Annotated in this window: 11 protein-coding genes; 1 reads left to right on the forward strand and 10 read right to left on the reverse strand. The window is 61.8% G+C overall.

Features of this window, described 5'->3' with window-relative positions; genetic code table 11:
- Positions 1–22 precede the first annotated feature (22 nt).
- The 5 genes from GNZ12_RS37695 to GNZ12_RS37715 all read right to left on the reverse strand — a co-directional run bounded on the left by GNZ12_RS37695 (position 23) and on the right by GNZ12_RS37715 (position 6529).
- Complete coding sequence (locus GNZ12_RS37695; RefSeq protein WP_172317265.1) at positions 23–808, reverse strand: enoyl-CoA hydratase/isomerase family protein; 786 nt, start codon at positions 806–808, stop codon at positions 23–25.
- 197 nt (positions 809–1005) lie between these two features.
- Positions 1006–2139 carry a CaiB/BaiF CoA transferase family protein gene (locus tag GNZ12_RS37700; protein WP_172317267.1) on the reverse strand — a complete coding sequence of 378 codons (1134 nt, stop codon included), beginning with the start codon at positions 2137–2139 and terminating at the stop codon, positions 1006–1008.
- A 111-nt stretch (positions 2140–2250) separates the two neighbouring features.
- The gene (locus GNZ12_RS37705; protein WP_172317269.1) at positions 2251–2523 is read right to left on the reverse strand and encodes a hypothetical protein; all 273 of its coding nucleotides are present in this window, start codon (positions 2521–2523) and stop codon (positions 2251–2253) included.
- Positions 2508–4133: a GMC family oxidoreductase gene (locus tag GNZ12_RS37710; RefSeq protein ID WP_172317271.1), complete on the reverse strand. Its 1626-nt coding sequence runs from the start codon at positions 4131–4133 to the stop codon at positions 2508–2510. Before GNZ12_RS37710 ends, GNZ12_RS37705 begins: the two co-directional genes overlap by 16 nt.
- A complete protein-coding gene (locus GNZ12_RS37715) occupies positions 4130–6529 on the reverse strand; it encodes an arylsulfatase (RefSeq protein ID WP_172317273.1) in 2400 nt (799 codons plus the stop codon). Before GNZ12_RS37715 ends, GNZ12_RS37710 begins: the two co-directional genes overlap by 4 nt.
- 439 nt (positions 6530–6968) lie before the next feature.
- On the opposite strand from GNZ12_RS37715, the gene GNZ12_RS37720 reads away from it, so the two are divergent.
- Positions 6969–8015: an AraC family transcriptional regulator gene (locus tag GNZ12_RS37720; protein ID WP_172317275.1), complete on the forward strand. Its 1047-nt coding sequence runs from the start codon at positions 6969–6971 to the stop codon at positions 8013–8015.
- A gap of 8 nt (positions 8016–8023) precedes the next feature.
- Here the strand turns inward: GNZ12_RS37720 and GNZ12_RS37725 are convergent, their stop codons facing one another.
- The 5 genes from GNZ12_RS37725 to GNZ12_RS37745 form a co-directional block, all read right to left on the reverse strand.
- Positions 8024–8308 carry a c-type cytochrome gene (locus GNZ12_RS37725; RefSeq protein ID WP_172317289.1) on the reverse strand — a complete coding sequence of 95 codons (285 nt, stop codon included), beginning with the start codon at positions 8306–8308 and terminating at the stop codon, positions 8024–8026.
- Between the two features lie 138 nt (positions 8309–8446).
- Entirely contained in the window at positions 8447–9034 is a 588-nt protein-coding gene (locus GNZ12_RS37730) for a PqiC family protein (RefSeq protein ID WP_172317277.1), read from the reverse strand.
- Positions 9031–10647, reverse strand: a complete 1617-nt coding sequence (locus GNZ12_RS37735; RefSeq protein ID WP_172317279.1) for a PqiB family protein — start codon at positions 10645–10647, stop codon at positions 9031–9033. The genes GNZ12_RS37730 and GNZ12_RS37735 overlap by 4 nt, the downstream gene beginning before the upstream one ends.
- Entirely contained in the window at positions 10640–11938 is a 1299-nt protein-coding gene (locus GNZ12_RS37740) for a paraquat-inducible protein A (protein ID WP_172317281.1), read from the reverse strand. Before GNZ12_RS37740 ends, GNZ12_RS37735 begins: the two co-directional genes overlap by 8 nt.
- On the reverse strand, positions 11935–13034 hold a 1100-nt coding region (locus GNZ12_RS37745; RefSeq protein WP_172317283.1), incomplete at its 5' end, for an efflux transporter outer membrane subunit. The genes GNZ12_RS37745 and GNZ12_RS37740, both read right to left, overlap by 4 nt.

Genomic DNA, 13034 nt, shown 5'->3' on the forward strand with positions numbered 1-13034 from the left:
TCCGTTCTCGTTACGATGTGAATCAACGGCCTTGAAACCGGGGCGCGCGCTTTTCTGTAAAGGCCTGCAGGCCTTCGTGAAAGTCGAATGTGCGCATGTGCTGGCGCAGCATCACCTGCTCGTGCAGCAAGGCGTCGTCGCGCGTTTTGTCGGCGGATTGCCGCGCTACTTCTTTCATGCGGCGCAACGCAATGGGGCTTTTTCGCGCGATGTGCATGGCAAGCTTCTGCGCGGCCTCGGCCAGTTCCGCATCCGGATGCACTTCGCAGACGAGGCCACATGCCTTCATCTCGGTGGACGACAGGGACTTGCCGGTCAGCAGCAGATACATCGCCATGTTGAGCGGAATGAGCCGCGGCAGGACAGCCGCACCGCCTGCGCCCGGATACACGCCGAAGTTGGCATGCGCGTCGGCGAGCGTGGCGCTCTCGGCGGCGATCACCAGATCCGCGCACATCGCCAGCTCCAGGCCGCCCGCCATCGTGATGCCATTCAATACGGCGATCACGGGCTTCGGGAAATTGCGCAGCCGGCCAAACACCTGGTTCGCACGATCGAGAAAATCCGCTTCGCCCGGACCGAGGGTTTGGCCCGCCAGCACTTCCTTCAGGTCCGCGCCGGCACAGAAGGCCGCACCGGCACCGGTGAGTACCAGGACGCGCATTTCGTCGTCGGCTTCGATCTGCGTCAGACGGCGATCCAGCTCCGCCAGCATGGCCAGGTTCAGCGAATTCATCGCCTTCGGGCGGTTCAGCGTCAAACGGGCGACGGACCCATCGACGTCGTACAACAAAACGTCTTCGTTCATGACATCTCCATACTTTTTTAGTGATCAGGACGCTCGACGAATGCGCCGGCCTCAAGAAATTGGCGAGTGTGCTGATCGTATGGAGAACTGAGGCCGGCAACAGGTCATTGGAATGAAGTCGCAGGTCCCGGCGATAGGCTGCATGTGACGTGGCCCCAGTTACGTGACCTTAGTTACATAGCCTCAGTTACGTGGCCTCAATGAGCGCCAAGCAAGTGCGCGATTTCGTCTTCGCCAAGCCCAGCGCTTCGGAGGATCGCAAGGCCATGTTCGCCACGACGCGGTACGGCGTTCGGGACGCCGGACGGGGTCGCGGAGAAACGCGGCGCGGGCGCGGCCTGCAATACCCCGTCACGCTCGGCATAGACGCCGCGAGCGGCCATATGCGGATGCGTCATGGCGCCAACCGGTGTCAGCACCGGCGCGAAACAGGCATCGCTGCCTTCGAGCAAATCGATCCAATGCTGCCGGGGTTGCGTGGCGAACACCGCCGCCAACCGCTCACGCAGTGCAGGCCATCGATGCGGGTGATAAGGCTGCCGGAAATCCGGATCGTCACCAAGCCCCAGTTTGTTGAAGAGCAGCGCATTGAATTGCGGCTCCAGCGCCTGCACACTGACAAAGTGGCCATCGGCACACGCATAGGTGCCGCTCCAGTGCGGGCCGTCGAGAAGGCCGCGGCCGCGTTCGATAGGCTGATGCCCGGCGGCGTGCACCGACAGCAGCAGGTTCATCAGATTGGCGCTGCCGTCGACGATCGCGGCGTCCACTACCTGACCCTGACCGGTACGGCGAGCGCTCAGGATGCCGGCAAGCACACCCATGGCAAGATACAGCGCGCCGCCGCCCAGATCGCCCAATAGCGTGGGCGGTGGCATAGGCGGCTTACCGGGTTCGCCCGCGAACCACAGCGCGCCGGAGAGCGCGATGTAATTCAGGTCGTGGCCGGCGCTCTGCGCCAACGGTCCTGTCTGCCCCCATCCGGTCATGCGGCCGTACACGAGACGCGGATTGTGCGCGAGACACTTCTCTGGACCTAGCCCAAGCCGTTCCATCACGCCAGGGCGCATGCCTTCGAGCAATGCGTCTGAGCTCTCGATGAGTCGCAGGACGGCGTCGATCGCGCGCGTGTCCTTCAGGTTCAGCGCAATAGACTGTTTGCCGCGATTGACGATCGCGCTCTTGCCGAGATCGAGCATGCCGCCGTCGTTGGCGTCGGCGCGCTCGATCAGAATGACTTCGGCGCCCATATCCGCGAGCAACATGCCGCAAAAAGGACCGGGCCCGATACCCGCTATTTCAACGACGCGAATTCCGTCGAGAACACCCATGATTCCGCTCCCCTGGAGATAAAGATGATGAGCCGTCGCAGCGCTGGGCGTTCGGTGAGACGAGGCGAAAAACGCTTTGCGTTTCGCCTCTTACCCGATGCCGCTGCGGCTCTAATTTTGTGTACCGCGCGATCGTGCCGTCACAAGGGGCATCCAGTGCAGCATGCCGAACAGGAGCGTTAGAAGCACGCTAAGCGCCAGTGGCCCCCGGGACAGCCGCAATCTCTCGAAGACGAAGACGGCCTCGAGTGCGTGGATGGCAAGAAACACCATCGCCACGATCTCCACACCATGAGCGAGTCCGCTCGATGGCCCGGGCGCAACGAGGCTTGCAAGCGCAAGTCCATAGATCGCGAGACAAGCCGCTTTCAGGACGCGCAGCATGATCCCTCTTTGATCTCGGCCAACGCCGCCTTGATCATGTCGGCGGCTTTCTCCGCGATCATGATGGTTGGCGCGTTGGTGTTGCCGGACACGATGTTCGGCATGATCGACGCGTCGACAACGCGCAAACCCTGCACCCCTTTCACACGCAATTGATCGTCGACCACATCGAGCGCACCGTTACCCATGCGACAGGTCCCGACAGGATGATAAGCGCAGTCAGCGTGATTGCGAATGAACGCTTCGATCTGTGCATCAGTCTGCGCGCGCGCCGAGTTTCTGGATTCCTTGCCGCCAAATCGCGAGAGAGCCGGCTGACGCATGATGCCGCGCACCAGTTTCAAAGCGCGTATGAGACGGCTCACATCATCCTGATCGGAGAGGAAGTTAGTGTCGATCAGCGGCGGCGCCAACGGATCGGCGCTCGCCAATGAAACGCTGCCGCGGGATTTCGGGCGCAACAGGCCGCAGTGAATCGAGTAGCCGTTACCGATCAATATCTTCCGACCGTGGTCGATCAGTTTTGCAACGATAAACACAAGCTGCACATCCGGGCGCGCTTCTTCCGGCAGCGTCTTCACAAAGCCCGTGCCTTCCGCGAAGTTAGACGTCAGCACACCGCGTCGATATTTCGCCCAGGTGCGAATGCCCTTCGCCACGGACCACACGCCCGACAGCGACAGGCCAAACAGCCCCCGCGACGCACCGGCTTCGTAGCTGTGAACGATATCGATGTGATCCTGCAGGTTCTGGCCGACGCCCGGTGAATCGTGGACGACTTTAATGCCGTGCTGCTGCAAATGCCCGGCAGGCCCAATGCCCGACAGCATCAGGATCTGAGGCGACTGCAAGGCGCCGGCCGACAACAGGACTTCCTGCGTGGCCTTTAAAACCTTGATTGCGCCACCTTGCCGAAACTCGACGCCAACCGCGCGCTTACCTTCCATCAGGATTCGCGTAACCTGCGCACCGGTGATGACCTGCAGATTCGCCCGGCCGAGATTCGGTGTCAGGAAAGCCTTCGCGGTACTGCAGCGTTCACCGTTCTTTTGCGTGACCTGCGTCAGTCCGATCCCCAACTGATGATCGCCGTTGAAGTCGGGATTGGGCGAATGACCCGCCTGTACGCCGGCCTCGACAAACGCTCTTGCATAAACGCTCGGTTCCAGCACGTCCGCCACGTTGAGCGGGCCGCCGGCGCCGTGATACGCGTCGCTGCCCCAGAACTCGTTGTTCTCCGACTTCCTGAAGTACGGCAACACCTCGTCATAACTCCACCCGGCATTGCCCGCTTCTGCCCATTGATCGTAGTCGGTCCGGTCGCCACGGATATACATCATCCCGTTGATCGAACTACTCCCGCCCAACGCCTTGCCGCGCGGCTGGTAGCCGATCCGGCCGTTCATCCCCGAGTTGGGCGTCGTCTTGAACGCCCAGTTGAAGATGGGATACGGGATCAACGCGGCGAGACCTGCCGGACATTGAATCAATGCGCTGTTATCAGGTTTGCCTGCTTCGAGCAGGCAAACCCGGACCTGTGGGTCCTCGCTCAAGCGGGCTGCCAGCACACAGCCCGCCGACCCACCGCCGATAACGATGTAATCGATCATGGCAGGTAGACGATATGCACGTCGTTGATCCGGCCATCGAATCTGAACGGCGCACGGTCACGATAATCCAGCGTAACCGGGCAACCGAGGTCAACGCCGACGTTAAATGTTTCGCTCGCGCTGAACGCAAGCGGGACGGTGAACGGTGTCGTACCCCGCGCCACTTCCACGCCGTCGACGCCCATCACCAAGGCTGCAGCCGCTCCCGGTGCCGCCCCGCTCATCACGGTCTCGAGATCGAATCGATGCGCGCCTGGCGCGATCCTGTCCGCTGAACGTAAGCGCGTTCTCACCACACCCAGGAAGTTGTATTCGTAGTGAAGGTAACCGTCGTCCATATAGAGCACCAGACCGCCGGCTACCGCGCCCAGCGAATAGAGCACGCCGCTGCCCGCCGCGGCCACATCGACGTCTACCGTTACCCGGTTGTTGCGCGCCCGAAGATTAGGCGCACAGAACTCGGGCAGGCGCGTGACCTCTGTGTTGAAGTGCCATTCGGTTTGACTGGTCCCCACACGCGCGTCGGGATTGAGAAGCGGCCCTAAGCCCGCGCCGATCGGATAAACGTGATTGGCGCGCGCCTCGCTATCGAACTTCTCCTTCAATTCCGCGAGCTTTTGCGGGTAGTCGCGCGAAACATCGTTCGACTGGGAATAGTCGCCGTCGAGCTTGTACAACGCCCACACATCTTCATCCGGATCCCAGTTCGCATAGGCGGCGTAGGCGCCTGGCAACCATGGCACACGCGGCCCGAAAACAGACGCCATCCAGCCTTCCGAGTAAATACCGCGGCTACCGAATACTTCGAAGTACTGATGCGTTTTCTGCGTGGCCACCTCGCTATCAGCGAACGTATACGCGAGGCTCACGCCATCCAGCGGATCCTGCTTCAGACCATTGACCGACTCTGGTGGCGTAATGCCGATGATGTCGTAGATGGTCGGCGCGATATCGTTGACATGGTGGAACTGCCCACGCACGTCGGCATCGGCCTTGATGCCCTTGGGCCAGGAAACCGCCATGGGCACACGAGTCCCACCGAAATAGCCCGCCACCAGCTTGGTGCCCTGGAACGGACTTTCGCCGGCCCAGGCCCAGCCGGCGTGATACATGTTCGCCACCTTCGGACCGCCCAACGCGGGCAGGCCGCCGTATTCCTCTTCGAGGATCTTCATCTGTTGCGCGAAAGGCATCGGCACGCCGTTGAGCGTCAGCATCTCGTTGATGGTGCCGCTCCAGCCTTCCGAGGACGCGCCGTTATCCGACAGCACGTAAAAGATCAGCGTGTTGTCACGCAGGCCCAGCCGCTCCAGTTCATCCACGACCTTGCCGGCCTGTGTGTCGGCATGCTCGAGGAACCCGGCGTACACCTCCATCAGGCGCGCCTGGAATCTTTTCTCGTCTTTTCCAAGGCTATCCCACGCGGGCATCGTGTCCGGGCGCGGCGTCAGGATGCTGTCGGCAGGAATCCAGCCAAGCGCCTTCTGGCGCTTAAACGCCTGCGCGCGGTAGACATCCCAACCACCGTCGAACTTCCCCTTGTACTTATCCGACCACTCACCGAACACCTGGTGCGGGCCATGCACCGCGCCCGGCGCCCAATACATCAGAAACGGCTTGTCCGGCGCGAGAGCATGTTGCTGACGCAACCAGCTTGTGGCCTGGGCCGCCAGGTCTTCGCTCAGGTGATATTTCGGATCGTTGGGCCGGTCAATCGGCGTGGTGTTGCGATACAGGTTCGGCTCGTATTGCGAAGACTCCGCCCCCATGAATCCGTAGAAATGGTCGAACCCGCAACCGGTCGGCCAGCGGTCGAACGGACCGGCGGCGGAGACGTCCTGGGCCGGCGTGTTATGCCACTTCCCGAATGCGGCGGTGCTGTAGCCATAGTGCTGCAGCACTTCCGGTATCGTCGCCGACGTCTTCGGAATCTCGCCGGTGTAGCCGTCAAAATCGCTCGCCAACTCGGTGATAGTCCCGGATTCCACGCGATGGTGGTTGCGCCCCGTCAGCAGCGACGCACGGGTCGCCGAGCAGATAGCAGTGGTGTGAAAAGCGTTGTAGCGCACGCCAGAATCCGCAATGCGGCTGAGCGTCGGCGTATGAATCGCGCCGCCGACGGTGTCGGCGTGTGCAAAGCCGACATCGTCCAGCATGATGATCAGGACGTTCGGCGCATCGGCGCGCAAATGGGTGGCTTTACTGCGCCACTGATGCTTCGACTCAGCCAGCGTACGTGCGGCAAGACTGGCTGTTGGCGTTTTGGGAAACGGCAGATCCTGCGTTCCTGCTGCGGCCACGCCGGTGAGCGGGGGCTGCTCGACTGAGCCGGTCGCTTCGGACGACGGTTCCGTCGGAACGGCATCGGATGCCGCAGGTTTGAATTCGCGGGTCATGAGGGTCTCCTGTCATGGACTGAAACGTGACGCCAGCCGCCGGATCGCGGTTCTGCGGGTCATAGACAATTCGGAGGCATTTTATGAACCGCATCCCGCGGGACGCTGGTCTTTGAAGACAATCCAGTGGTCTTGCGCGTTGCGCCGTCGGCAAGCTGGCGCTCGAGGCGGGTAAACACCGAGGGAAAGTAAGACGCATAGAAGATGTTTGCGAACGCCGCGCAAAACGCACATCAGTCGCTTTAGCCTTCATGCAGAATGACCGGTTGCGGGTAACAATCCCTGACTTGGCATTTACGCCGATGGAGTTGGCAGTGCAATTGCGGCTACACTATTGCGACATCGACGCGACCCCGCACCGTCGCTCACGCGTGTTTCTCCCACAGCCTGCCTGCCGGTCATACACAGCATGCCGGCCCAGCAATGATTGCCGTCCAACATGCAGAAACCCACCCACTCCCGCTCTGAAAGCGACGCCGTTGTCACGACGATCGGTGGCTATGCGCTGGCAATTTCACGCGCTCTCGAACACAACGGGGTCGATAGTGCCCGGATCTTTCACGCGGCCGGCATCGATCCGTCGCTGATGAAGAACGATCCCATGACGCGGCTGCCGGTCGCCACGATGACCCGGCTTTTTAAGGTCTGTGTGGACGTGACGCACAACCCCTACTTCGGATTGACGGTCGCAAGATTCGTTCACGTTTCGAATTTGCACGCACTCGGGTATGCGCTCGCCGCCAGTTCGAACCTGATGGCATTCTGCCAACGGTTGGAACGTTTCTTCAGGCTCGCGTCTCAGGCCTGCGAAATCAACATCATTGAAAATGGTGACGAGATCTTGTTGCGCATGAAGCTGCTGGTGGCCGTGTGCGCCGAGACGGAAGATGCGTTGCTGGGTTTTGTCGTACTGTCCATGCGCCAGCTTTACCACGCCGAATTCCATCCGCTTCGCGTGGCGTTCTCTCATGCGATGCCGCGTGAAGGCAGCGGCCCCTACGAGAAGCTATTTCGCTCACCCGTCGATTTTGACCAGGCGGCGCCGGAACTCGTGTTTTCTAAACCGGATTTGCAACAGCCGCTGGCCGGCGCGTGTGCTGAGCTGGCGCAACTGCATGACAACCTCGCCACCAGCTATATCGCCCGTCTCGACAAACACGATGTGGTGAGCACGGTGCGGCAGAAAATCATTGAATATCTGCCCAACGGCGACTGTTCAAGAGACAAAGTTGCCAGCGCCATGTGCATCAGCCCGACCACCTTGCAGTTCAAGCTCTCGCAGCACGATACGAATTTCAATGAGCTGCTCGACTCGACGCGCAAGGAATTGGCCGCCAGCTACGTGCAACAGTCAGCGTTATCAATTACCGAAATCACGTTTCTGCTGGGGTTTAGCGACTCGAGCAACTTCACTCGCGCGTTCAAGCGCTGGGAAGGCGTTTCACCGAGCGACTATCGCAAGGAAGCCGGGATTCAAGGCGCGTGAAGTTTGAGTCATTGGCGCAACACCCACTGAATGAGCGCGTGGGCATCGTCACTTGAAAGCGGCGGAATCGGATCGGCCTCCGGCATGGTGATATCGCCCCAGTGAGCTTTTCCGCCGACTAGCAGCTTCTTTTCCAGCATGGCGCTCGCCCCTGGCGACGTGCGATAGCGTTGTGCGATCTTCGGGAATGACGGCGCGAGATCGGCCCCTTCGGTGGTATGACAGAACATGCAATGTTGCTCTTCGATCAGCCCCGCCACGGCGGATTGAGCAACAGCATCGGCGCAAGCCATTAGCACGAGGCTGAGAAGCGCCCCACTACAACACAGATTTCCCGCTCGATTCACAATACCTCTCCCGTGTCGCGACGCGCCGCCAAGGGTCCGATGTACGGATGCCGGACTACGCGCGACCTTATGCCTGACCGCGCATCAAGGCGACGCCGGGCGGATCGCGGTGGCAATATCGCGGCTCACCGCTCCGAGCGCCCTGCTGTATGCCGCCACCACCGCATCGAAACCGGCACCGGTGCAAGGCTCGTGAACCGTGCTCCGGCCGCTTAACGGCGGTTTTTTCCCCGGTGGCGTCACCGACCACAGCACGTCGACCGTCACGGCGTTGCCGAGCGTCGCATCAAAGCGCTGGATGTCGAGTTGAACCCGGTAAGCCGACGCCGAATCACCGCCCACCGGATAAGTCGACACCAGCGCGCTGTTCAGCAACTGCCCCAGGTCGGCGCCTACCACACGCGGAATCTGGCTTTTCAACGGATCGGCCCAGCGGGCGAATTCATCGATATCCACGGTGTTGTCACCGCTGCGAACCACGATCTGCGGCCGGTCAACGAGGTCGGGCACCGTCACCGCGCTGATCAGCACCGCGATCGGCGCGGCGGGCGGGTTGCCCGTCTGCGGCGCCGCTGAACTCAACGTGTAGAAGTCCGATTTGGGCGACGAGGCGCAACCGCACAACGCGGCAAGCGCCAACGCCGCGGCTACGGTTAAGGATGAGCGCATCATTTCTTATCCTCCAGCTTGCCGCGGATCAGTGCCTCTGGATGGCGCTCGAGATAGTCCGCCAGCGTGCGGAAGGCTGCCGCCGTGCGCGCCAGTTCCTTCATTGCGTCGCCGGTGTTCTGCGATAGCGCGGAGTCGGGCTGCAACGCGTTATTCGCCGAGTCGAGCGCGGACTGCGCTGCGGCCAGCGTCTGAGCCGCTTGCGGCGCGACCTCGGTATCCAGCCGCTTGAGCAATGCATCCGCGTCGCGCAGGGTCTGATGCGCATCAGTGCCGATCGCTTCGAACGGGATCTTGTTCAGCTTGGCGATGAGCGTCGTCACCGAGTCCTGTAGCGATTGCAAGCCACCTGGTATAGTCGGCATCTCGGGCGGGTTCACGCTAAAGTCCACCTTCGCTTTGGGTGCATTAGGAAAGAAACCGAGTGCGATATAGAGCTGGCCGGTCAGCAGATTGCCGGTGCGCAGTTGGGCTCGCAGGCCATGATCCACGAGCGTTTGCGCAAGTTGTTGCCGATCGGCGTCGGTTGAAAGCCGGCCGCCGGGCTTTCCAGACGCAAAGCGCGACGTGAAGCGCTCCGGAAACAGCTTGATGTCAACCGGAATACTGAACTGCTTGGTGACTGGATCAAACCGCGTGCGAATCGCCTCGACCTCGCCTACCACGATGCCGAGGAAATCGACCGGCGCGCCGACCGTCAAGCCGCGCACCGATTCCTTAAATTCGAGCACATACTTATCGACAATAAGGTCGTGACGTTTCATCGCCTCGGCCTTGTCGGAGAACAACGTGAACTCGGTGCTGGCACCCGCCTCCGGCTGATCGACCGTGTTGTCAGGCGTCTGGAAAGCGAGACCACCGATCAGAATGGCCACCAGCGATTGCGTATTGACCTTCACACCGGTCGCATCGAGCGAGACGTCGACACCGCTCGCCTGCCAGAAGCGCGTATCGTTCTGCACGTACTTGTCGTACGGCGCGTTGACGAAGGCATGCATCGTCACGCCCTTGCCGTCCGCGTCGAGCTTGTACGACGTGATCTGGCCGACCTGCAAGCGTCTGAAATAGATCGGCGAGCCGATATCGAGCGACCCCATGTCGTCGCCCTTCAGGACGAACTCGCGGCCCGGCACACCGCTCGCGAACACCGGCGGCGACTCGAGCCCGACGTAGTCGCGCCGGGACTTGGGCGAGTTGCCCACATCCATGCCGATGAACGAACCGGAGATCAAGGTGCCGATGCCCGACACCGTGCCGCCCGAAATCCGTGGACGCACGACCCAGAAACGCGTGTCGTCCACCAGCAAACCCGTGGCGTCTTTCGTGAGCTCGGCGGTGGCGACCACGTTGCGGTGATCACGCGACAACATGACGCTTTTGACCACGCCGATATCCACGTTCTTGAACTTGATTTTGGTCTTGCCTGCGTCGAGCCCCTCGCCGGTTTCGAAACTGATGGTGACGGTCGGCCCCTGTTCGAGGATTGCCTTGACCGCGAGCCAGCCGCCGATCAGCACCGCCACCAGCGGCACCAGCCATACCACCTGCATGCGCCAGCGCGAGCGACGCGTCGCCACCGCTTCGGGGAGCTCAGGCGGCCCGGGAGGTCTAGACATGATGATCCTCCGTCGCGTCCCAGATCAGGCGCGGGTCGAACGACATGGCCGCGAACATCGTCAGCACGACGACCGAGCCGAACGCGACCGCGGCGGGTCCCGCCTGAATCGTGGCGAGCGCGTTGAACTGCACGAGCGCGACAAGAATGGTGATGACGTAAATATCGAGCATCGACCAGCGGCCCACCAGTTCCACCAAACGATAGATGCGGGTTCGTTGCTGGACGAGCATGACCGAGCGCCGCTGCGTGGAGATCACGAGGTACATCAGCGCCAGGATCTTCAGCATCGGCACCGCAATGCTGGCGATAAAAACCACCACGGCGAGCGGCCATGAGCCCGAGGTCCAGAGATAAACCACGCCGCTCAGGATGGTGTCCTTCTCCGAGCCGAACAGCGAACTGGTATTCATCACGGGCAGCGTATTCGCCGGGATATACAGCACGATGGCGGCAATCAGGAAGGCCCAGGTGCGCGCGATACTTTCGGGTTTGCGCGCATGCAGATGCGCGCCGCAGCGCGGGCATGCAGCGTCGTGGACATGCGCCGTCGACTTCACCAGCAGGCCGCAACTATGGCAACTCAGCAGGCCGCAACGCAGCGCGGTATGTGCCGACGCGGCGGCGGCCGCCTCCGTCTTCGAGGCCGCATCGTCGAAGCCGCCGATGCGCTGCCAAAGCGCGCGTGGATCGAACGCCGATCCGGCCGCCGCCAGCAGCAGCATGAGCGCACCGAACGACCATAGCGCGACACCCGGTACGACGCTCGCAATGTGCGCGAGCTTCACCAGGGCCACCAGCATGCCGAGGATCAGGACCTCAGTCATGCCCCACGGCTGCGCGAGATGCATCAGGCGAAACACAAGATCGGCGTGATACGGGCGGCGGTTTAGCTGCAACGGCACCAGCAGATATGCCATGGCCGTCATCTGCAACAACGGCATCAGGAAGGTGGTGGCAAGAACGAGGCCCGCGATTGGCCACATGCCGTCTTTGTAGAGCACGCGAACCGCACCGAGCAGCGTTGTCTCGACCAGATCGCCGTTCACCGCGAGTCCCACGATCGGATACAGATTGCTGATGAAGAACAGCACGACGCAGGTGAGCGTAAAAGCCAGCGCCCGGTCGGTGCTGTCGGGATGGGCGCGATAGAGTTCCGCCTGGCAGCGGCAGCAGCGCAGCGTGCCGTCGGGTGGCACCGCGGATTCGCGCTGCAGCAGATCGCACTCGTGGCAGGCGACGAGCGAAATCGGACCGGCTTCGTTTGCCTCGTTTGTTGTGGCGGTGGTCATTTAGGCTGCTCCGCGCCCGGTGAGGTGGTTGTCGGATTCGCTGAGGGACTCTCTGGCGGACTCGCTGATGGCGTCCCCGACTGATCGCCGGACTGACCGGCCACCTGTGCCACCGCCTTCTGCCCCATCACCCGCCCGGTCATGGCCTCGGCCTGCACGACCCACCCGCCGCCCATCGCCTTGTAAAGACCGATCAGCGAGGCGAACACCAGGCCGTTGGTCTGCGTATAGCTGAGTTGCGCGTTGAACAGACTGCGCTCGGCGTCGAGCACCTCGATATAGCTCGTATAACCGCCTTCGAAGCGCAGCCGCGCGAGCCGCGCATACGTACGCAGCGCGTCCACCTGGCGTCCCTGCACGACCAGTTGCTCGCGCGACTTCTGCAGCGCGATGAGCGCATCGTCGACTTCCTGGAACGCTGTCTGGATAGCCTCCTCGTACTGGATCAGCGCCTGTTGCTGCTGCGCCTCGGCCTGGCTGACCTGGCCGCTGATGCTGCCTGCCGTAAAGATCGGCACCGTCAACGAGCCAGCGTACGACCAGACGCGCGCAGGTCCGGTGAACAGTTTTGAGAACTCGATACTCGTCGAGCCGAACAGGCCCGTCAGCGAAATCTGCGGAAAATACAGCGCACGTGCTGCCCCGATCAGGGCATTGGCGGCGACCAGATTTTGCTCGGCCTGCAGCAGATCGGGACGGCGCTCGATCAGATCAGACGGCAGACCTGCCGGTACGGCGGGCAGCACCAGTTCGGTCAGCTCACGGCCGCGCAGAATCGGGCCCGGGTTGCGACCGAGCAGGACCGACAAGGCGTCCTCCTGCTGCGCGATCTGCGTCTCGAGTTGCGGAATCGTCGCGAGCGATGCTTCATACTCGGACTGGCTCTGCGCGAGTTCCATCTGCGAGACATCGCCGCCCGCGAATCGTGCCTGGAATACTTTGACCGATCCGGCTCGGCTGTCGGTAGTCGACTTGGCAATAGCCAGTTGCTGGTCGAGATCGCGCAGATTGATGTAAGCGGTGGCCACCGAAGCAACCAGCGAGAGAATCGTCGCGCGGCGGCCCTCCTCGCTCGCGAGAAGACTCGCGCAGAGCC

The sequence above is a fragment of the Paraburkholderia solitsugae genome (genome assembly GCF_013177695.1).
GTDB lineage: Bacteria > Pseudomonadota > Gammaproteobacteria > Burkholderiales > Burkholderiaceae > Paraburkholderia > Paraburkholderia solitsugae.

Coding starts and splice junctions, on each gene's coding strand:
- GNZ12_RS37715 (WP_172317273.1), bottom strand. CDS start 6,529: ATGACCCGCGAATTCAAACCTGCGGCATCCGATGCCGTTCCGACGGAA.
- GNZ12_RS37730 (WP_172317277.1), bottom strand. CDS start 9,034: ATGATGCGCTCATCCTTAACCGTAGCCGCGGCGTTGGCGCTTGCCGCG.
- GNZ12_RS37705 (WP_172317269.1), bottom strand. CDS start 2,523: ATGCTGCGCGTCCTGAAAGCGGCTTGTCTCGCGATCTATGGACTTGCG.
- GNZ12_RS37700 (WP_172317267.1), bottom strand. CDS start 2,139: ATGGGTGTTCTCGACGGAATTCGCGTCGTTGAAATAGCGGGTATCGGG.
- GNZ12_RS37710 (WP_172317271.1), bottom strand. CDS start 4,133: ATGATCGATTACATCGTTATCGGCGGTGGGTCGGCGGGCTGTGTGCTG.
- GNZ12_RS37740 (WP_172317281.1), bottom strand. CDS start 11,938: ATGACCACCGCCACAACAAACGAGGCAAACGAAGCCGGTCCGATTTCG.
- GNZ12_RS37695 (WP_172317265.1), bottom strand. CDS start 808: ATGAACGAAGACGTTTTGTTGTACGACGTCGATGGGTCCGTCGCCCGT.
- GNZ12_RS37725 (WP_172317289.1), bottom strand. CDS start 8,308: ATGGCTTGCGCCGATGCTGTTGCTCAATCCGCCGTGGCGGGGCTGATC.
- GNZ12_RS37720 (WP_172317275.1), top strand. CDS start 6,969: ATGCAGAAACCCACCCACTCCCGCTCTGAAAGCGACGCCGTTGTCACG.
- GNZ12_RS37735 (WP_172317279.1), bottom strand. CDS start 10,647: ATGTCTAGACCTCCCGGGCCGCCTGAGCTCCCCGAAGCGGTGGCGACG.